General features: G+C 38.1%; 6 protein-coding genes. All 6 read left to right on the top strand.

Going from position 1 to position 24,236, the window contains the following annotated elements; all coding sequences use genetic code 11:
* Nucleotides 1-23 precede the first annotated feature (23 nt).
* The 6 genes from ACE1CI_RS31660 to ACE1CI_RS31635 all read left to right on the top strand — a co-directional run bounded on the left by ACE1CI_RS31660 (nt 24) and on the right by ACE1CI_RS31635 (nt 24,178).
* Nucleotides 24-6,119, top strand: a complete 6,096-nt coding sequence (locus ACE1CI_RS31660) for an amino acid adenylation domain-containing protein (RefSeq protein ID WP_496615968.1) — start codon at nt 24-26, stop codon at nt 6,117-6,119.
* 25 nt (nt 6,120-6,144) lie between these two features.
* Nucleotides 6,145-6,663: a condensation domain-containing protein gene (locus tag ACE1CI_RS31655; protein WP_496615967.1), complete on the top strand. Its 519-nt coding sequence runs from the start codon at nt 6,145-6,147 to the stop codon at nt 6,661-6,663.
* A 107-nt stretch (nt 6,664-6,770) separates the two neighbouring features.
* Entirely contained in the window at nt 6,771-10,004 is a 3,234-nt protein-coding gene (locus ACE1CI_RS31650; RefSeq protein ID WP_413262063.1) for a non-ribosomal peptide synthetase, read from the top strand.
* Nucleotides 10,005-10,259: 255 nt separating this feature from the next.
* The gene (locus ACE1CI_RS31645; protein WP_496615966.1) at nt 10,260-12,173 is read left to right on the top strand and encodes a phospholipase effector Tle1 domain-containing protein; all 1,914 of its coding nucleotides are present in this window, start codon (nt 10,260-10,262) and stop codon (nt 12,171-12,173) included.
* 123 nt (nt 12,174-12,296) lie between these two features.
* On the top strand, nt 12,297-20,009 hold the full coding sequence (locus ACE1CI_RS31640) for an amino acid adenylation domain-containing protein (RefSeq protein WP_496615965.1): 7,713 nt from the start codon (nt 12,297-12,299) through the stop codon (nt 20,007-20,009).
* A complete protein-coding gene (locus ACE1CI_RS31635) occupies nt 20,006-24,178 on the top strand; it encodes a non-ribosomal peptide synthetase (RefSeq protein WP_413262066.1) in 4,173 nt (1,390 codons plus the stop codon). Before ACE1CI_RS31640 ends, ACE1CI_RS31635 begins: the two co-directional genes overlap by 4 nt.
* Nucleotides 24,179-24,236: the final 58 nt, after the last annotated feature.

Here is a 24,236-nt window from a genome sequence, read left to right as displayed (position 1 = left end):
ACAACATTCATCGGGTTTAATGTATGTTGAAGCAATGTATTCATCAGCTATTTGAAGCCCAAGCAAAGAAAACACCCCAATCAGTAGCTGTTAGCTCCACAAACGAGCGATTGACTTATGAAGAATTAAATATAAAAGCTAATAAATTGGCTCACTATTTGCAAGCATTGGGAGTAGGTGCGGAAACACTGGTGGGGATTTGTGTCGATCGCTCAAGAGAAATGATTGTAGGGTTACTGGGGATTCTTAAAGCTGGAGGTTGCTACGTTCCTCTAGATCCCACATATCCCATTGAACGATTGAGTTGCACGATCCAAGATGCACAAATCTCTGTATTAGTAACCCAAAAAAAGCAGGCTCATTTGTTGTCTGATTACTCAGGAAAGGTGATTTTTCTAGATAGTCAGTGGGCAGAAATTAACCAACAAAATGAAGCTAATCTGGTTAATCAGGTAGAGCCTCATAATTTAGCATATTTGATCTACACATCGGGTTCAACCGGAAAGCCCAAAGGGGTGATGATTGAACATCAATCATTAGTCAACTTTACTCAGAATGCGATCGCACAATATAAAATCGCAGCTAGCGATCGCATTCTTCAGTTCTCCTCAATCAATTTTGATACTGCCGCCGAAGAAATATATCCCTGTCTAAGTTGCGGCGCAACTTTAGTGCTCCGAACGGAAGAAATGCTCAATTCCGTAGCTTTATTTGTGCAGCAATCTCAAGATTGGCAAATAACTTTATGGGATTTACCCACAGCTTTCTGGCATTTATTAGCTAATGAATTAGTTGATAGCAAAATAAAATTACCCGAATCATTACGTTTGGTGATTATTGGTGGAGAAAGAGTACTGCCAAAACAAGTAAAAAATTGGCTGAAGTATATAGGAAATTTCCCGGAATTAATCAATACTTATGGGCCAACAGAAGCCACTGTTGAAGCTACAATTTGCTCTTTATCCAGTTTAACAACAACTCAATTAGAGCGGAAAGAAATACCGATCGGCAAACCTATAAGTGACAATATAGAAGTTTATATTTTAGATCAAAATCTTCAAATAGTCCCTGCTGAAACAACAGGAGAAATATACATTGGCGGTGCTGGATTAGCAAGGGGTTATTTGAACGCAAGAGAATTAACAGCTGAAAAATTTATTAAAAATCCTTTTGTAAGGGCGGGTTTAGTAGACAACCTTTGTCACCCACAGACAATCTCTGGACAAAACCCGCCCCTACTATATAAAACAGGTGATTTAGGAAGATATCTACCAGATGGCAATTTAGAATTTGCTGGAAGAATCGACGAGCAAGTAAAATTTAATGGTTTTCGGATTGAATTAGGCGAAATTGAATCTGTCATTAATCAACATTCCCAAGTATCTCAAAGTGTAGTTATTGTTAGGGAAGATAGCCCTGGAAACAAAAGGTTAGTAGCTTATATCGTTCCCGATCGAAACACAGAAATTAGTACGGCAAGTTTGGAAAGTTTCCTAAAGAACAAATTGCCTAGTTATATGGTGCCCAGCATCTATGTAATTTTAGATGCTTTACCTATTAATCCTAATGGCAAAGTCGATCGCCAAGCACTACCTATTCCACATATTCAAGAAACATTTGTTGCCCCCAGGAATGAGCAAGAAAAAGCGATCGCCCAAATTTGGAGTAAAGTTTTTGGATGGTCAGCGATCGGCATCAATGACAACTTTTTCCAACTTGGTGGACATTCGTTAATCGCTACACAAATTTTATCACGAATTCGAGACATTTTTCAAGTTGAAATATCCTTTCAACAACTATTTGAAAATCCCACAATCAACGACTTAAGTAAAGTCATTAGCCAAGAACAATTAAAACAATCATCCCCGATAGCCAAAATTCAGCCCATTTCTAAACAAGGTTACTTACCTGTTTCCTTTGCCCAAGAACGGGTGTATTTCATTGAACAATTAGCACCCTCAAGCCGTGCTTATCAATTCCAAGAAAGTTTGCGATTTCGCGGAGAATTGAACATCCCCATACTTGAACAAAGCCTTAGTGAAATATTGCGCCGTCATCAAATCTTCCGCACCACATTTCCCACAGTAGCAGGAAAGTTAGTCCAAGTAATTCACCCCCCACAACCTGTAAAATTAACCATAATCAACCTAGAAAATCTTCCTAAATCCCAGCAGGAAGCAGAAGTTGAAAGATTAACAGATGCAGCAGTTCAACAACCCTTTGATATTACTAAATTACCTTTAGTTCGTTGGAGTTTGTTAAAATTAAGTAACCAAGAATATGTATTAATTCATATTGAACATCACACAGTTCATGATGGTTGGTCATTCAACCTATTTTTGCGGGAATTATTAACATTATATCAAGCGTTTTCTGAAGGTAAACCCTCCCCATTAGCTGAGCCTTCACTTCAGTTTGCAGATTTTGCTTATTGGCAAAGACAGTGGGTATTAACAGAACAAGCGCAAGCTCAACTTAACTATTGGAAACAGAAATTAGCTGGCATTCCTCCTTTACTAGAATTACCATTAGATCGCCCACGCCCAGCGGAGCAAACATACAAAGGCGGAATGTTGAGAATGGAACTTCCCCTGGATCTTTGCCAAGCCTTGAGAAACTTAAATCGGCAAGAAAGCGTAACATTATTTATGAGTATGTTTACGGTTTTTGTAATCATGCTCTATCGCTACAGCGGACAAGAAGACTTATGTGTGGGATCGGGAGTTGCTAATCGACGTTGGCGAGAAACAGAAAACTTGATTGGCATGATTGTTAATAACATTGTTCTCCGCACAAATGTTTCGGGAAATCCCACTTTTAGAGAACTTTTGACTCAAGTGCGTCAAGTAACTTTAGAAGGCTATGCTAATGAAGATTTACCCTTTGATAAAGTTGTAGAGGCGCTTAAACCCGAAAGAAATCTCAGTTATAACCCTTTATTTCAGGTAATGTTCAGTTTTCATGATGCTCAGTTACCTAATTTAAACTTACCTGGGTTGACTATTAAACAGCATGAAGCTGTAACTAACAAATCGGCTAAATTCGATCTTGATATTGTTGTTATTCCCCGTTCTGAACAACGAATCGGGCGTAATTCTGAAGCAGAAACCAAGGGAATAGAAACAGACGGAATCACCCTAGTTTGGGAGTATAACAGCGACCTATTTGATGCAGCTACCATCAAAAGAATGATGGAACAGTATCAAACATTGGTAGAAGAAATTGTAGCTAACCCCAATCAAAGAATTGCTCAATTACCTTTACTAACGAAAGAACAACAAGAGCAAATTTTAGTTAACTGGAACGATACAGAAGTAGCTTTTCCAAAAGTTAAAAATATTCATCAATTAATTGAGGAACAAGTTGAGAAAAACCCAGAAGCGATCGCTGTAATATTTGGGGAGCAAAAGCTTAGTTATCGAGAATTAAACGAACAAGCTAACCAACTCGCTCACTATTTGAAAACATTAGGAATAAAGCCTGATAAATTAGTGGGAATTTGTATCGATCGCTCGTTAGAAATGATAGTAGGTTTGCTAGGAATTCTCAAAGCAGGAGGAGCATATCTTCCCTTAGATCCTGCCTATCCCACAGAACGCTTGCAAGACATAATTAATGATGCTCAAGTGTCAATTTTAGTGACAATGCAGCAATGGGCAAATGTTGGGAATGAAGAGTTACAAATAATTTGTTTAGATAGCCACAAAGAGATAATTTCGCGCCAGAGTCGGGAAAATCCCATCAATAATTTATCAGCTAATAATTTGGCTTATGTAATTTATACATCTGGTTCCACAGGAAAGCCAAAAGGAGTGTTGATTGAACATTATTCTTTGGTTAATTTTACCCAAGCTGCGATCGCACAATACCAGATTACTGCCAGCGATCGCATTCTCCAATTTGCATCTCTTAGTTTTGATGCTGCTGCTGAAGAAATTTATCCCTGCTTAAGTGCTGGTAGCACATTGGTTTTGCGTACCGAAGAAATGTGGAAATCTGTATCAGCATTTATCGAACTTTCAAAACAGTGGCAAATCACTGTATGGGATTTACCGACAGCTTATTGGCATTTGTTAGTCAGTGAATTAGCCAACAGCAATTTTATATTACCTGAATCATTGCGATTAGTAATTCTTGGGGGAGAAAGAGTATTACCCGAAAAAGTCGCAACTTGGGATCAATTAATCGGTAACTATCCGCAGTTAGTTAATAGTTATGGCCCAACTGAAACAACTGTAGTTGCTACTTTATTTAAATTATCAGACAACTCTCTTAATCGTCAGGAAATCCCGATCGGAAAACCCATTAGTAATGTTCAAGTATATGTGTTCGATCGCTACTTACAACCTGTTCCCATTGGAGTACCAGGAGAACTTTTTATTGGCGGTGCAGGTGTAGCCAGAGGTTACTTAAACGCAAGAGAATTAACCGAAGAAAAATTTATTCCTCACCCATTCAACAACAGGGAAAAGGGGGGACAAGGGGACAAGAGGACAAGGGGACAAGGGGACAAGGGGACAAGGGGACAAGGAGACAAGGAGACAAGGGGACAAGGAGACAAGGGGACATTTATTAATTCAAAACTATACAAAACTGGTGACTTAGTTCGTTACTTACCAGATGGCAACATTGAGTTTTTAGGTAGGATTGATAATCAGGTAAAGATTCGCGGTTTTCGGATTGAACTTAGCGAAATTGAAACAGTTTTAAATCAACATTCTCAGGTAGATCAAGCTGTCGTTATTGCACGGGAAGACTTCCCAGGTAATAAGCGTCTTGTCGCCTACATTATTGGCAAGCAAAAACCAGTTAAAATTGAGGAAATTCGCCATTTTCTCAAACAGAAGTTACCCCTTTACATGGTTCCTTCTGCCTTTATTCAATTAGATAAATTACCGATAACTCCTAATGGAAAAGTAGATTATCGGGCTTTACCTTCTCCAGATATTTCAGACAGAATAGAGGCGGGATTTGTCGTTGCCCGAACTTCCACAGAAGAGAAATTAGCAGCAATTTGGGCTGAAGTTTTGCGAGTGGAAAAAGTTAGCATTCATGACAACTTCTTTGAATTGGGTGGCGATTCAATTATCAGTATCCAGATGATATCTAGAGCGAATCAAGCGGGGTTAAAGCTAACTCCAAAACAACTGTTTCAGCATCAAACTATTGCTGAATTAGCCACCGTTGTCAGCACAATTTCGCAGAGAAAAGCTAACCAAGATTTAGTTACAGGTTTAGTACCCTTAACACCGATTCAACATAGGTTTTTCCAGCAAAACTTACCCGATGCTCACTATTTTAATCAGTCAGCTTTGTTAGAGATTCCATCAGCAGTAGAACCGGAATTATTAAAGCAAGCGGTGCAGCAATTATTGGTGCATCATGATATTTTGCGATCGCACTTTGTCCGAGAAACCAATCCCCCACAACAAATTATTAACCTCCCCCAAGAAACAGTCCCGTTCACCATTATCGATTTATCAGAAATTCCCTTAGACGAACAACAAAAAGCTATTCAATTCAAAGAGTCAGAACTTCAATCTAGCCTCAATATCTCATCAGGAACTCTGGTGCGAGTAGCCTTTTTTAAACTGGGAAGCAATCAACCAAATCAACTATTAATTGTTATCCATCATTTAGTAGTAGATGGCATTTCTTGGCGAATTTTACTCGAAGATTTAGCAACAGCTTATCAACAACTAATGAGTGGCGAAGCAATTCAATTACCTCCAAAAACCACATCATTTCTAGAATGGGCTAATAAATTAATTACCTACAGTCAATCAGAGAAATTAACCCAAGAACTTGATTACTGGTTATCTCAGTTTACCGGAAATATTACTCCTTTACCAGTAGACTTTCCCCTGGAAAAAGACAGTAATACTTTAGCATCAACTGATTCCATTACTATATTTTTAAATGAAGATGAAACCCGCGCCCTGATCCAAGATGTACCTGCTGCTTACAACACACAAATTAATGATATTTTGTCAACTGCATTAGTAAGTAGTTTTCACCAATGGACAGGGGCAAAATCTTTAATAGTCGATCTAGAGGGACATGGACGGGAAGATTTATTTGAAGATGTAGATTTGTCCCGTGTTGTAGGTCTGGTTTAATACCATATTTCCCCTGCAATTGAAAATGAATTATGTAAATAATTTAGGAGAAAATTTAAAGTTAGTTAAAGAGCAGCTGCGTTGTCTTCCTAAACATGGTATTGGTTATGGTATCTTGCGATATTTACACTCCGATCCAATAGTCCAAGATAAATTGCAGAGTTTACCTAAAGCCGAGGTAAGTTTCAATTATTTAGGTCAATTCGATCGCCTCTTGTCTGCATCTGAAATTTTGGGAACCGCTAAAGAGTGGAAATCAGAACAGAGCAAGCAAGGAAATCGCACTCATCTAATCGCCATCAGTGGATTAATTCACTCAGGAAAGTTAGAAATGGATTTCGCTTTTAGTAATAAAATTCACAAACGAGACACCATTGAAACCTTGGCATTGGGATTCATGGAAACCTTAAGAGCTTTGATTGTTCACTGTCAGTCAAAACAGTCTCCAACCTATACAGCTTCAGACTTTACTGCCGCCAAACTCAATCAACAACAGCTAGACAAATTTATGAGCAAAATCAACAAAAAAAGAGGTGGGAAATAAAAAATATCTGCAATTAAACAGGAAATCGAAAATTTCCTGATAGTTGATTTAGCCCAAGTATTAAATATATAGATAACCTCAGTAATAAAATAATAAGAGGTGAAAGCATGAATAATATTGAAGATTTATATGAACTGTCACCAATGCAGCAGGGAATGCTGTTTCATAGTCTCTATTCTCCTGAATCAGAGATCTATTTTGGGCAGCTATTATGTGTTCTCAAAGGAGACTTAGATTTAGCGATTTTTCAGCAAGCTTGGCAACAAGTTGTCTCTCGTCATCCAGTTTTAAGAACTTCCTTTCATTGGGAAGAAATCGAAAAACCATTACAAATGGTAAATAAATGGGTTGATTGCCATCTTTTTTGTCACGATTGGCGTGATTTAACCAAAGCTGAACAACAAGAAAGGTTAGAGAGTTTGCCCAAAAGCGATCGCCAAAAAACCTTTGATTTAAGTGAAGTTCCCCTAATGCGCTTCACTCTAATCCAGTTAGAGGAACAAACTTACCAATTTATTTGGAGTCATCATCATATTCTATTTGATGGCTGGTCAATGCAGATTATTCTTAAAGAAGTTTTTGGCTTATATGAAGCTAATTATCGCGGCGAATCTTTAGAACTGGCACCTTCTCGCCCCTATCGAGATTATATTATTTGGTTACAAGAACAAGATATTGCACAAGCCAAAAATTTCTGGCAAAAAACTTTACAGGGGTTTGAATTTCCTACACCTTTGGGAGTAGATAGAAAATCGATCGCAAACAAAGCAGCCGAACAACAAAACTATGAAGAACAGCATTTTAAATTCTCCCCAAAAATCACCGAAAAACTGCAATCTTTAGCCAGACAGCATCATTTGACTTTGAATACTTTGGTGCAAGGAGCTTATTCCTTACTACTGAGTCGCTACAGTGGAGAAAATGATATAGTTTTTGGTGCAACTGTATCTGGTCGCCCAACTACTCTTGATAGAGTAGAATCAATGGTGGGACTATTTATTAACACTCTTCCCATGAGAGTTAAACTTTCTGGAAATGACGAACTATTACCCTGGCTTGAGGATTTACAAACCAAAAAAATTGAACAACAACAGTATGCTTATTACTCTTTAGCAGACATTCAAAGCCTGAGTAATATCCAAAGCAAAATGCCATTATTTGAGAGTATTTTGGTGTTTGCAAATTATCCGATCGATACTTCTAAATCAGAAAGTAAAAAAGCTTTAGAAATTAGCAATCTTCGTTGTTTTGAACGGGCAAATTATCCGCTAACTATCTTCATTAATCCAGAAACAGAATTAGCTGGCAGGATTATCTACGATACTAGCCGTTTTGCCGCAGATGCGATCGCACGCATGATTGGACATTTCCAAACATTACTCACAGAAATTGCCACCAATCCTCAACAAAAGCTTTCTCAATTCTCTTTGTTAACCAAAGCTGAACAAGAAGAATTAATTAAGTTAGAAAATTATGCGACGACTAAATATGAGTATAAATGTGTTCATCAATTATTTGCAGAACAAGTAGAAAAAAGTCCAGATGCTATAGCTTTAGTTTATGAAGAACAACAGTTAACCTATAGAGAATTAAACAACCGCGCCAATCAATTAGCCCATTATTTACAAAAATTAGGAGTTAAACCAGAAGTAAAAGTTGGGATTTGTGTAGAGCGATCGCTCTTAATGGTAATAGGAATATTAGGTATTCTCAAAGCAGGAGGAGCCTATATTCCCCTAGATCCAGCTTTTCCTTCAGAAAGACTTCAATTCATGATGGAAGATGCCCAAATCACCATCCTGTTAACTCAAAACCACTTACAAGAGCAACTACCAATCAACGATCAAACTGTAGTTAAACTTGACTCCGATTGGGAAATAATTGCCCAACAAACACAAGCTAATTTACTCACAGAAGTTAACCCAGAAAACTTAGCTTATATTATTTACACCTCTGGCACAACGGGAAACCCAAAAGGAGCGGAAGTTCCCCATCGTAGCTTCATGGGTTTTATGTTTGGGGTGGATTACATTCAACTTAATGCAGAACAAATTTGGCTGCAACACTCATCAATTTCTTGGGATGCACTTACCTTAGAACTTTGGACTCCCTTACTTTACGGTGGGCGTTGTGTACTTTACCCAGGAAAAATTCCCACACCCGAAGATTTAAGTAAAATTATTCAAGAGCAAAATGTTAATACCCTGTTTCTAACTACAGTCCTTTTCAATTACATTATTGATACAATACCAGAAGCATTGTTAGGAATTAAACAACTCTTATTTGGAGGAGAATTTGTTTGTGTATCTCATGTTCGTCGTGCTTTAGAATTATTGCCGGAAACCCAACTTATTCATGCTTACGGCCCTTCAGAATGTACAGTTTTTACCTGTTGTTATCCAGTTCCTAAACAACTTTCTGAAAATCTCCATACAATTCCCATTGGCAAACCTATTGGCGATCGGAAAGTTTATTTACTAGATGAATATCTACACCGAGTTCCCATTGGTGTTCCGGGAGAACTTTATGTAGGTGGCGCGAGTGTGGCTAGAGGTTACTTGAATCAACCAGAATTAACCCGGGAAAAATTTATTGCTAATCCTTTTGTTGAGGGTGATAAACTTTATAAAACAGGAGATTTAGTTCGCCGTCTTCCTGATGGGAATTTAGAATTTTTAGGGCGAATTGATACTCAGGTAAAAATTCGGGGTTGCCGCATAGAATTAGCAGAAATTGAGGCGGTTTTAAATCAGCACAATAACATCAAACAAGTTGTCGTTATGGCGCGAGAAGATGAACCGGGAAACAAGTATTTGGCAGCCTATCTCGTTGCCAAAGATAAAGAGCCAACTGTTAGCAGCCTGCGAAACTTCCTCAAGACAAAGTTGCCTAATTACATGATTCCTGCAACTTTCGTATTTTTGTCAGCATTGCCTCTAAGTTCTAATAATAAAATTAATCGTCGTGCTTTACCTGCTCCCGATATTTCCCAAATAAATTTAGAGGTTAATTTTGTTGAGCCTCGGAATTCTAACGAACAAGAATTAGCCCAAATTTGGAGTGAAGTTTTGCGATTAGAAAAGGTGGGAATTTACGATAACTTTTTCGAGTTAGGAGGACATTCTTTACTAGCTACGCAAGTGATTTCTCGATTAAGAGAAGCATTTTCTATAGATTTGACTTTGCGTTATTTGTTTGAAAATCCCACGATTGCAGAATTATCACAAAAAGTAATCGATCGACAAGTTGAACAGGTAGGAGATGATGAACTAAATCGTATTTTAGAGGAGGTTAATGAGTTATCAGATCGGGAAGTAAAACAACAATTAAGTTCTGGATAGACCAAAAAATCCAGGAGTACAACTAGCAAAAGTACAACAACAAGGAAAAATCAAATGGATAACGAACAATTAGTGCTGACGTTGGATGATATAGATGATTACCTGGAATTTTCTCAAGATTTCCCCTTAATTCAAACCGCAATCATGAATGAGCCGGGATAGTCTACTTACTTGCCATTAAATGGCGATGTTAATGCTAAAAGTAGTTACAATGATAACGCCATAATTTACCAAGCAACAAGGAGTGAAGAAGCAATGCCTATCAAAAAGAAAAAAAACCAAAACCAACAAGAAAATCAACCAGTAACCGAAGATGAAAATTTGACTGAAGTTACTGAAGAAGATGCAACCGAATCATCATTTATCGAAGAAACTGAACAAGCAATGACGGCAATAGAAACATCATCTACTGGCGATGAACAAACAATTACCATCGAAACATCTTCTACAGATGAAGGAATTGAACAACAAATTACGACAATAGAAACATCTTCTACAACGGAAGGAATTGAACAACAAATTACGACAATAGAAACATCTTCTCCAGAAGGAATTGAACAAATAATTACGGCGATAACTTCATCTTCTCCAGAAGGAATTGAACAAATAATTACGGCGATAACTTCATCTTCTCTTGCTGAAGGAATTGATATGGCGGGAGGAATTGAACAAATAGTTGCTGCAATAGCTTCATCCTCTACTACTGAAGGAATTGAACAAATAATTTCTGCAATAGCTTCATCCTCTACTATTGGAGGAATTGAACAAATGACAACGACAATTGAAACATCCGCTACAGGAGAAGTGGAACAAATAATTACAGCGATCGAATCATCTTCTCCAGAAGGAATTGAGCAAATAATTACAGCGATCGAATCATCTTCTCCTACAGGAGAAGTGGAACAAATAATTACAGCGATCGAATCATCCGCTACAGGAGAAACTGAACAAATAATTATTGCTACTGGAGAAACTGAACCAATAGTTATTGCTACAGAATCACCCGCTACAGGAGAAACTGAACAACCAACTATTGCAGTTAATGAAAATGAAGAAACTCCCCAGTCGCCAGTTGTTGTGGGTAAGAAAAAACGCTTAGTAGTTTGTTGTGATGGAACTTGGCATGAACTAACGAGTACCGATCCTACAAATGTACTAAAATTAGCTCGGTTGGTTAAATATACAGCTGACGATCAAACGCCACAATTAGTATTCTATTCATCGGGATCTAGTAGAGAGGATGTTAATATACCTGAGTTGATCGATCGCCTTGGTGATAGCGCTTTTAGATGGGGAATCGATCGGCTTATTCAAGATGCCTACCGATTTCTATGTATGAACTACGATCCAGACTCTCAGGATGAAATTTACCTATTTGGTTTTAGTCGCGGTGCCTATATTGTTCGTTGTTTAGCGGGGATGATTTACAAATGTGGTTTATTAAGACGTTCCAAGATTCAAGAAATTAGAAAAGCTTATGAGCTTTATCGCCATAGTGAAATCGCTCATGATTCTCCAGAAGTTCAAGAATTCCGTAAAGAAAACTCTAAAAAAGTTTCTCAGGGAGCAACTGATTTAGAGAATAACATCCCCATCAAAATGTTAGGCTGCTGGGAAACAGTGGGAACATTAGGCATTCCTGATGTACTACCTTTGCCAGCCATTGAGAAAATCTGGAATATCAATTATCAATTTTATGATGCTACCCTAAGCCCAATTGTGGAAAATGGTTTTCATGCCGTAGCTCTTGATGAAAAACGCCAAGTTTTTCCTTCCACTCCTCTAAAGAAAAATGAAAAAAATCCTAATCAAGTAGTAGAGGAAGTGTGGTTTGCTGGCGAACATAGTTGTGTTGGTGGAGGGAATAAAGATTATCGAGGATTATCAGATTATGCACTGCAATGGATGCTCCAGAAGGCAGAAAATTTAGGTTTGGAATTTTATTCAACTGCAAATGACAGCGAAGATTTTCAGATTAAACCAGATCCAACAACGTATTTTGATAATACGGTTGAGGGAGTTTATCTGTTAAGAGGAGAGGGATGGCGATCGATACATTCATCGCGGATTTCAGTTCATAGTAGTGTTGTAAAACGACTGAAAGCTTGCCCAGATTATCGCCCGGAAAATCTGAAATCTCTTATTCCAGTTTTACTTGCTTCAGAGTGATTAGTAAGCCAACCTTTACAAATATCTTTTTTGAGCTAATTAAAGATATTTGTAAAGGTTGATATTCACAATAATCCGAATGATGATGAAATCATTAAAATTGGCATTTCTCTGAATGATATTATGAGCGATCGATTAAAACGTCTGGAAAATCTTTCTCCTGAAAAGCGCGAATTAGTTCTGCAAAAGCTCAGAGAGCAACAAGAATTATCCCGAAAAAATAATCATCAACAAAATTCATACCTAAGACAGATTTCCCGAAAACAACCGCCTCCCCTTTCTTTCGCTCAACAAAGATTATGGTTTATTGATAAATTAGAAGCAGAAAATTGTCCTTATAATGTTCCTCTTTTCTGGCAACTTACGGGCGATCTTAAGATAGCTGTTTTAGAAAAAGCTATTAGAGAAATTGTCCAAAGGCATGAAGTTTTACGCACTACATTTTCAGTTGTTGAGGGAGCGCCAATCCAGGTAATTCATCCTAGTTTAAAACTGTCAATGCAGGTGATAGACTGGCGAGAATTAACAGCAACAGAGCAATTAAAGAAAGCACAACATTTAGCAATAGAAGAATTCCGACAACCTTTTGATTTAACAAATCCACCTTTGTTGCGGGTAAAATTGTTGCAACTGACAGAGAATTCTCATTTGTTATTAATTGTCATCCATCATATCATTTGTGATGGCTGGTCAGTGGAAATATTCCGCCGAGAATTGTTTAGTCTTTATGCTGCTTTTAGCGCTGGAAAACCCTCTCCATTACCCCCATTATCGCTGCAATATGCAGATTTTGCTCATTGGCAAAGAGAATGGTTACAGGGAGAAATACTGCAAACTCAACTTAATTATTGGCAACAACAATTAGCTGATGTTCCGCCTTTGTTAGAATTGCCCACAGATCGATCGCGCCCCTCAATCCAATCTTATCGGGGAAGTAGCGAATTTTTGCGGATCGATCGCCATTTAACCCAAAAGTTAAAGCGTTTGAGTCAAGAGTCAGGAACAACACTGTTTATGACTTTGTTGGCGGCATTTACAATTTTACTTTCGCGTTATAGCAGACAAGAAGATATTGTTTTGGGATCTGCGATCGCTAATCGCAACCGTAAAGAAATTGAATGGTTAATTGGCTTTTTTGTCAATACTTTAGCCTTGCGAATTAACTTACAAGGAAATCCCTCTTTCTTAGAATTACTTGCTAGAGTAAAACGAGTAACTTTGGATGCTTACGATCATCAAGATTTGCCCTTTGAAAAATTAGTTGATGAACTGGGATTAGAGCGATCGCTTTCTCATCATCCCTTATTTCAAGTAGCATTTGGCTGGCAAAATGAAACTAACGAAAATCTAGAAACCAATGGATTAACCGTTACTCCTTTTAATTGGGAAAATACAACTACTCTGTTTGATTTATCGCTAATTTTTCGGGAAACTTCCCAAGAATTAATCGGGGAATGGGAATATGCTACCGATTTGTTCGATCGGAGTACCATTCACCGAATGACCCAACATTTTGCTGTGTTGCTGGAAGCAATTATCGATCGCCCTCAACAACCAATTAATAGCTTACCATTACTCACAAAAAATGAAATTCAACAATTACAAGACTGGAATCAAACAGATAATAATTATTGCTTGAATCAAACTTTCGTTAACCTATTTGAACAACAAGTTGCTAAAAACCCCGATCGCATCGCTTTAGTATTTGAATCCCAAAGTTTAACTTATCAACAACTCAATCAAAAAGCTAACCAAATTGCTAATTTCTTAATTCACAATTTTCACCTGAAAGCAGACAGTCTAATTAGCATTTGTGTAGAACGTTCTTTCGAGATGGTAATTGGTATATTGGCTATCTTAAAAGCAGGTTGTGCTTATGTACCAATTGACCCTAATTATCCCCAAGAGCGGATTCAATTCATGCTCGAAGATTCGGGAACATCAGTATTGCTAACCCAAAGTTTTATTCAAGATAAATTACCATTAAAAACCCCTTGCCAAGCTATTTGTTTAGAGTCAGAAACCTTTAATTGTGAATCTACAGAAAATCTTCCACCTCAAACAAAACCGGAAAATTTAGCATATCTAATATATACCTCTGGTTCCACAGGACAACCCAAAGGAGTGATGATTGAACATCGCGCCTTAGTGAATTTAATCTTAGCTTGGGCAGAAACTTTTAAAATTAAACCAGAAACTCGTTGGTCGCAATTTGGTTCTTTTAGTTTCGATTTATCTATTGGTGAAATTGCTACAGCTTTGTCCGCAGGCGCAAGTTTGTACTTAGCTAAACAAGAGACTTTGTTACCTAGTCAAAGTTTGGTTGATTTGTTGCGCGACAGCAAAATTTCTCATTTAGCCCTACCTCCTTCCGCCTTATCTCTATTACCTCAAACTCCATTACCAGACTTGCAATATATAATTGTTGGTGGCGAAGTTTGTCCAGCAGAAATAGTAACAAGATGGGCAAAAGAACGACATTTTTTAAATTGCTATGGACCCACAGAATCAACGGTTACAGTGAGTATAGCCGAATGTGAACCGAATGGGAAAAAACCCGACATTGGTCAACCAATAGCTAATAACCGAATCTACATTTTAGATGCCCAAAATCAACCTTTACCTCCGGGAATTCCAGGGGAATTGTGCATTGCCGGAGTAGGTTTAGCCAGGGGTTATTTGCATCGTCCTGACTTAACCGCGCAAAAATTTATTGAAGTTGATTTGTTCGGTAAAAGTGAGCGAATTTACAAAACTGGCGACTTAGCTAGATGGAATTCCGAGGGAAATATCGAATATTTAGGACGCATTGACGAGCAAATTAAACTCAGAGGTTTTAGAGTTGAACTTGGCGAAATTGAATCGCTATTATTGCAACACCAATCGGTTAAAGAAGCTGTTGTTATCCTCTATGAAACTGATACTAATCCTCGGTTAGTGGCATATATTACAGCAGCGGAGAAATCCAGCAATTTAGGTAATCAACTTAAGGAATACTTGAAAAAGCTGCTGCCAAATTATATGATTCCAGCGCAGATTATGGTATTGGAGAAATTGCCAGTAACTCCTAATGGTAAGATCGATCGCAAATCCCTACCAACACCAAATACATACACCACAACTAATTTAGAAATGCCAGTAACTCCCACAGAAGAACTGCTGGCTACTTTATGGCAATATCTTTTAAAAGTTAAGTATGTTAGTCGGCGAGACAACTTCTTTGAACTTGGGGGACATTCTTTATTAGCCACCCAATTAATTACCCGAATTCGTGATAGCTATGGAGTAGAAATATCAGTCCGCAAGGTATTTGAACATAGCATTTTATTTGAGTTAGCAAGAGAGATTGATCGAGCGACTTCCAGTGTAGCTTTACCAAGTATTACACCCCAACCAGAAAACGCCCCCAAAACCCTTTCTTTTGCTCAATCAAGACTTTGGTTTTTAGCACAATTGGAAGGTGCAGGAACTTGGGCTAACTATAATATGTCATCAGCTTGGCAACTAAATGGCAAGTTAAATATAGAAGCTTTGCGTGCCAGTTTTGCTTATTTGATTAAACGCCATGAAATTCTCCGCACTTGTTTTCCAGCAGTCGCAGGAGAGGCGCGAGTAGTTATTAAAAATCCAGAAGATGTAGAAGTTTTAGCGATCGCCAATCTACAACAACTCCCTCCCCAAATTCAAGCAGAAACCGTCCAAAACTTAGCAAATACTCATGCAGCAGAACCCTTTGATTTAAACAAAGGCCCATTATTTAAAGCCAAATTACTGCAACTAAGCCAACAGAAAAATGTACTCCTGATCAATATGCACCATATTATTAGTGATGGTTGGTCAATGGGAGTATTTAAACGGGAATGGGAACAAGCTTATTCTGCTTTTGCAGCGGGGAATATTCCGAATTTTTTACCATTGCCAATTCAATATACTGATTATGCAGCTTGGCAGCGCAGTTGGCTACAGGGAGAAATTTTAGAAACTCAAGAAAACTATTGGAAACAACAGCTAAAAGATGCGCCTCAATTACTCGATTTACCTACAGATTATCCACGTCCAGCACAACAAAGTTACCAAGGTGGACGCGAGGAATATAGTTTGAGTAGCGAGTTGACTGAAAAACTCAAAGTTTTGAGTCAAAAACAGGGAGTTAGTTTGTTTATGACTTTGTTGGCGGTTTTTAATATTTTACTATCTCGTTATAGCCGTCAAGAAGATTTATGTGTTGGTTCTGCGATCGCCAACCGCACCCATAGCTACACCGAAGGGTTAATCGGCTTTTTTGTTAATACATTAGTCCTGCGAGACCAAATCAAACCAGAGCAAAACTTTATTGAATTACTGCAACAAACCCGCCAAACTTGTTTAGAAGCATACTCCCATCAAGATATTCCCTTTGAATACCTGGTAGAACAATTGCACCCAGAACGCAGTCTCAGCTATAACCCTTTGTTCCAGGTGATGATTGTATTGCAAAATACTGAAAGTGCAGGGACAAATGTGGATTTACCGGAACTTGATGTTAAATACTTAGATCAAATTTATCCATTTGCTAAATTTGATTTAACCTTGGATCTGTGCGAAATAGATGAGCGACTACATTGTATGTGGGAATATGCTACAGACTTATTTGCGCCAGAAACAATTCAACGCATGGCAGGACACTTTGAAATCTTGCTAGAAGCAATTACCCAAAATCCCCAAAAACCAATCAGCACGCTACCTTTAATTACAACCGCAGAAATCCAACAACTGCAACTATGGAATCAAACCAACATTAATTATCCTCAAGACCAAACATTAGTAACTTTGTTTGAACAACAGGTAGCGAAAACCCCTGATAAAATAGCCGTAGTGTTTGAAAACCAGAGTTTAAGCTATCAAGAATTAAACCAAAAAGCCAATCAATTAGCCTATCATTTGTTGGAGCTAAAAAAAGAGCAAAAATTGCCTGATAATCCATTGATAGCGATTTGTGTTGAACGATCGCTCTCCATGCTCATCGGCATATTTGCAATTCTCAAAGCTGGTGGGGCTTATGTAGCGATCGATCCCAATTATCCCCAAGAACGCATTCAATTAATGCTCGAAGATAGTAATGCTTTTCTATTACTAACAACCAGCAATATTAAAAAACAACTGCCCTTAGAAAAACTGGAAAATAAATGTCAAGTAGTCTTTTTGGAACAAGAAACCTGGACAAATCAACCAACAAAAAACCCAATTCCCCAAAGTAAAGCTAATGATTTAGCTTATATAATTTATACTTCTGGTTCCACAGGACGACCTAAAGGTGTTGCCATTGCTCATTATAGTCCAGTAGTTTTGCTCAAATGGGCACACACAATTTTTAGCGCCGAACAACTTACAGGTGTTTTAGCATCAACCTCAATTTGTTTCGACCTTTCAATCTTTGAAATTTTCGTTCCCCTGACTCAAGGCGGTAGCGTAATAGTAGTAGAAAATGCACTTTACATTGAGCAAGCGCAAAAAAGTATTGTGCCAATTACCTTGATTAATACAGTTCCCAGTGCAGCAGCGGAATTGTTGAATATGAACGCAATTCCCGCCAGTGTAAAAGCGATCAATTTAGCAGGAGAACCATTAAAAAATAGTTTGGTACAAGCTTTATATCAAGCTACATCAGTAACAGAAATTTATAACCTTTATGGCCCTTCTGAAGACACAACTTACTCGACTTTTACGAAAGTTGTTAAAAATGCCCAACATGAACCAACGATCGGAAAAGCGATCGCCAACACCCGCATTTACATTCTCGATAAACACAATCAACCCCTTCCCCCTGGTATACCTGGAGAATTAGCGATCGCAGGTGCAGGATTAGCCCAAGGTTATTTAAATCGCCCCGAATTAACTGCCGAAAAATTCATTAACCTCAACTTATTTAACCAAACTGAACGAATCTATAAAACAGGAGATTTAGCCCGTTGGTTACCTGATGGCAATTTACAATATTTAGGTCGCATCGATCGTCAAATCAAACTGCGTGGTGTTCGCATTGAATTAGGGGAAATTGAAACATCATTAATCAAACATCCCACAATTAAAGAAGCAGTCGTTATTGTCAGAGAAGACAGCGAGTGCGATCGACGTTTAGTAGCATATATTGTTCCCAAATCAACAGAAAATGACGACCTCCAAAATAAACAAGTAGAACTTTGGCAACAAGTATTTACCGATGCTTATCTCAACTCCAATTCCCCAGAAGATCCCACTCTTAATTTAGCTGGTTGGAACGATCGATACACAGGACAACCTTACCCCAAAGCAGCAATGCAAGAATGGCGAGATACAATAGTTGAGCAAATTCAAGAACTTAAACCCAATCGAGTTTGGGAAATAGGTTGTGGAACGGGAATGTTATTATTTAAAATTGCGCCCCATTGTCAACATTATTTAGGTACAGATTTTTCGCCGGAAGCATTGCAGTATATTGAACAACATCTCAAACAGCAATCTCTTCAGGAAAAAGTTACCTTAAAAACCAGCGCCGCCAACCAGTTTGACGGCATTCAAAGTAATGCTTATGACTTGGTAATTATGAATTCCGTTATCCAATATTTCCCCTCATTGGATTACTTTTTATCTGTGTTGGAAGGGGCAATAAAAGCTGTAAACAATCAAGGCTCAATCTTTATTGGAGATGTGCGAAACCTTCATTTATTATCAGCTTTCCACACAGCAGTTGAGTTTTATCGCGCCGAAGATGACTTACCAATTAAAGAATTGCGCCAACGGATTCAGAAAAGCCTAAACAACGAAGGCGAATTACTAATCGATCCTGATTTCTTTATCGCCCTCAAACAAAAATTTCCTCGCATTAGTCAAATCCAAATTCAATTAAAACGTGGTTATGCTCACACAGAAATGAGCCGTTTCCGCTATGATGTAGTTTTACACTTGGATCGGATAAATAATTCCATTGCCACACCAGAATGGTTAGATTGGGAAACTGAAGAATTGAACCCGGAAAAAATCGAGCAAATCCTCACAACACAACAACCAGATTTGCTAGGGATTAAAAATATTCCCAATGCTCGTTTAACCAAAGAAATGTTACTCTTAGAACAAATTGCCCAATTAGATCGCAATGTTTCCGACTTAAAAACCGCAGTTTCCCAAGCCAAATTAGGCATAGAACCTGAAGCATTCCGAACTATAATAAGAGATTTATCTTATACAGCTTTTATCCAATACAACTCCACAGATTTTGCTAGCTACGATGTAGTTTTTCAAAGGAACAAACCGGAAAAAACTACAATACAAAGATTCACTCAAAAGCCTAATTTCCGGTTGAAACCTTGGCAACATTACGCCAATCAACCTTTACAATATCGCACTACTGAAATTGAGCCAGCATTATTAGATGAATGGCGAGATTTTCTAGGCAAAACCCTTCCAGAATATATGGTACCTAGTCATTTCATAGCCTTAGAAAAACTGCCACTCACCCCCAATGGAAAAGTCGATCGCAAAGCCTTACCAAAACCAGGCACAACAGTTACAGCAACAAACATTGAACTGCCAGTTACATCAACCGAAAAATTGCTAGCCCAAATTTGGGCAAAGCTACTAAAATATGAAATAATTGCCCGTCAAGATAACTTCTTCAAACTAGGAGGACATTCTTTATTAGGCACTCAATTATGTTCCCGCATCCGTGACCAATTCAAAGTAGAAATACCCTTGCGGAAACTGTTTGAATTGCCGACACTAAATGAATTAGCAAATTATATCGATACCTGCTTATGGATTAATTCCTCCGCCGCAGATATGGAACCTTTAAACTCAGATGAAGAGGAAATTGAACTATGACACAAAAAGAGCCAGTAGTTTCTTTAATGCTTCGTTTGCAGAACATTGGCTGCAAAATTTGGGCTGAAGATGATAAGCTACGAATTCGGACTAATAAAAACGCCCTCACCGCTGAGCTTAAGCAGGAAATTCAAAACAACAAAGCAGATATATTAGCATTCTTAAATACTGCCAAAGCTAGAATTAGTATGGCAGAAAAAATTCCTAAATTACCAGATGACGCGCCAAAACTTCTGTCTTTTGCTCAACAACGCCTCTGGCTGTTAGCACAACTTCAAGGGGCATCAGCTAGTTACAATATGCCGATCGCTCTACAATTAAAAGGCAACCTCAATATTAATGCCCTACGTTCTAGTTTCGCTTATCTCCTTAACCGTCATACCAGTCTAAGGATGTACTTTCCCACAATAGCGGGACAACCTCAAATTGTAATCAAAAATTTAGACGAAATCGAAATTCTAAAAATAATAGACTGGCAAAACCTGGATGAACATCCCCAGTCCCCAAACGTCCAGCAGTTAATTAATAACTATGTTCAAGAACCATTTAGCTTAAATACAGACCCTTTATTTAAAGCCATATTGTTACAACTAAAAGAGCAGAAATATGTGTTGCTAATTAATATGCACCATATTATCAGTGATGGTTGGTCAATGGGGGTATTTATTAAAGAATTACGCCAAGTTTATACCGCCTTTGCCCAAAATCAAACCCCAAATCTTCCCCCCCTACCGATTCAATATAGCGACTACGCAACCTGGCAAAGAAACTGGTTACAAGGAGAAGTATTAGAAACCCAAATTAACTACTGGAAACAGCAACTTAATCATGCTCCACCTTTACTGGAATTACCTACTGATTATCCCCGTCCAGCATTACAAAATTACCAAGGAAAACGCTATTCATACTCTCTAACTCCTGAATTAACCGCTGCCATTAAAACCTTGAGTCAACAACAAGGAGTTAGCTTGTTTATGATTTTATTGGCGGCTTTTAGTATTTTACTTTCTCGTTATAGTCGCCAAAACGATCTTTGTATTGGTTCTCCTATTGCTAACCGCACCCATAGCCAAACCGAATCATTAATCGGCTTTTTTGTCAATACATTAGTGTTGCGAAATCAAATAAACCCTGAGCAAACTTTTATCGAATTCCTCCAACAAACTCGCCAAAATTGTTTAGATGCTTATGCTCATCAAGACATTCCCTTTGAGTTTCTGGTAGAAAAGTTACAACCAGAACGGAGTATGAGTCATAATCCATTATTTCAGGTGATGTTTGTCCTAGAAAATAATGAGAATCCCGACCTAAATTTGCCAGAGTTAGAAATTGAATGGTTCGATTTAACCTGTCCATTTGCTAAGTTTGATTTAGCATTGATGGCGATCGAATCCGATCGGCAATTAAATTGTGTTTGGGAATATGCTACCGACCTTTTTGAGAGTAGCACCATCCAAAGAATGTCCCAACATTTTGTGATTTTACTTCAAGGAATTGTCGATCGCCCCAACCAACCAATAAAAACACTACCTTTAATCACACCATCCGAACTTCTCCAACTACAACACTGGAATCAAACTCAAACCGACTATCCCCTCAATCAAACATTTGTAGACCTATTTGAACAACAAGTTATTAAAAACCCTCATCAAATCGCTTTAGTATTTGAATCCCAAAAGTTAACCTATCAACAACTCAATCAAAAAGCCAACCAAGTAGCTCATTACCTAATTCAAAATCACCAAATTCAGCCAGACACTTTTATTGGTATCTGCATTGAACGTTCTTTCGAGATGATTATTGGTATATTGGCTATTCTAAAAGCAGGTGGTGCTTATTTGCCGATCGATCCCTATTACCCACCAGAACGCATTCAATTTATGCTCGAAGATTCGGGTGCAACAATATTACTAACTCAAAGCTTTATCGAAGATAAATTACCCTTAAAAAGCTCCTGTAAACTTATTTGCTTAGACTCAGAAAAATTTGATTGCGAATCAACAGAAAATCTTCCACTTCAAACTAAACCACAGAACTTAGTATGTCTAATTTATACTTCTGGTTCCACCGGAAAACCCAAAGGAGTAATGATTGAGCATCGGGGATTGACTAATTTTGTTTTAGCATGGCTACAAACTTTTCAAGTTCAACCCCACAACCGTTACCTGCAACTAGCTTCTTTTAGTTTTGACATGGCTATGGCTGAAATTGCCCCTACTCTGGTAGTGGGAGCTTGTTTGTATCTTGCCAAAAAAGAAACTTTATTAAACACTCAAAGCTTAGTAAACTTATTAGCAACAGCCAAAATTTCTCATATAGTTATCCCCCCTTCAATGTTATCTGTATTACCCCCAGATGCTTTACCCAATTTGCAAACTATCGTAGTCGGCGGAGAAGCTTGCTCAGCCGAATTAGTCACAAAATGGGCACCTGGGCGACAGTTATGGAATGGGTATGGGTCAACGGAGACTACGATTTGTTTGGTAGCTGCTTCTTGTCAACCTAATGGCAAAAAACCGCCTATTGGTAAACCTTTTCCCAATGCCCGCATTTATATTTTAGATGCCCAAAATCAACCATTACCTCCAGGAATACCGGGGGAATTGTGTATTGCAGGAGTAGGTTTAGCCAGAGGTTATTTGCATCGTCCCGACTTAACCAAAGAAAAATTTATTGAAGTTGATTTGTTTGGTAAAACTGAGCGAATTTACAAAACTGGCGACTTAGCAAAGTGGAATTATCAGGGAAATCTGGAATATTTAGGACGCATTGACGACCAAATTAAACTTAGAGGTTTTCGGATTGAAATCGGGGAAATAGAAGCAACTTTGTTACAACATCACTCAGTTAAAGAAGCAGTTGTAACTGTCTATAAAACTGAAAATAACCAGAATTTAATTGCATATATAACCGGAATTAACAATGATTCAACAACTGGATTAAAAAATTACCTCAAATCCCGTCTACCCGATTACATGATACCTGCTCAAATCATTGTGCTTGATGAATTGCCTTTAACTCCTAATGGCAAAGTCGATCGCCAAGCCTTACCTATTCCCAATATTTCTGTTGCAGGCGGATATATAGCCCCACGCAATGATATTGAACAACAATTAGCACAGATTTGGTCTACTGTACTCGATCGCCAAAAAATTGGCATTCATGACAACTTTTTCGACTTAGGCGGTCATTCTTTATTAGCCATGAAATTGCTCAACAATATTCAACAAGTTTTTGAGCAACAAGTTTCTTTGAACACTTTATTTCAAAATCCTACAATTGCTCAACTAGCACCAGAACTTTGTCATACCCAAGTGCAGCAAGCACACCCCGATTTACTATTACTTCAACCTTTAGGAACAGCCACCCCTCTATTTTGTCTTCCCGGTGCTAACGGACATAGTTTCTATTTCCGAGATTTAGCAATCAAATTAGGAACTGAACGCCCCGTTTACGGACTCGAAACACCAGGAAGAGATGGACTAAGCCCACTTCCGAAATCAGTAGAAGATCATGCAACTCAACTAATTGATTTATTACGTCAACAGCAACCCAAAAGCCCATATATCCTTGCCGGATATTCTTCAGGTTGTGCTGTGGCTTTTGAAATGGCTTCCCAACTAGAAAAACAAGGCGAAAAGCTAGATTTACTAGCTATCTTTGACGCTGGATTGGTTGCCTACCCAGAGTATTTCATTGATAGAAAAGAAATTGATTGGATTTGGCAAGTAATTCAAAGAATTGAAGCCTTAAAGCAAGTTGATTTAGGACTGAAATACGCCGATTTACTTGCTCAAACCGACGACCAAGCCCGTTGGAATCTGGCAGCAGAGTATTTATATCGGCATAATATTCTGCCGGAACATTCCAGCCTTGATTTACTCAAAACCAATATTAAAGTGATGAAACAGCTAACACTCAATTACGCAAATTATCGTCCTAATCATTCAATTTCTGCCCCCATTGTTTTATTTCGGGCTCAAGAAGTTCATGAAATTGTTTTACAAGAGTTGCAAGCTATTTCCCATTACAATCTACCGGAGTGGGGATGGCAATCATACACTCAAAACCCTGTCAAGGTTAAATCTGTACCAGGAAATCATGGTCGAATGCTTTATGAACCAAATGTAAAAATCTTAGCCACTCAATTACAGATGCTAATGTCTTAACCTCCAAAAAGGTTAGTCGGGAGGACTTTAGTTCTGAAAAAAGGCTTTCTGAATTTCA

The sequence above is a fragment of the Floridaenema flaviceps BLCC-F50 genome (assembly GCF_041929275.2).
GTDB classification, from domain to species: Bacteria; Cyanobacteriota; Cyanobacteriia; order Cyanobacteriales; family Aerosakkonemataceae; genus Floridanema; species Floridanema flaviceps.
This window is presented reverse-complemented; position numbering and strand designations above follow the sequence as displayed.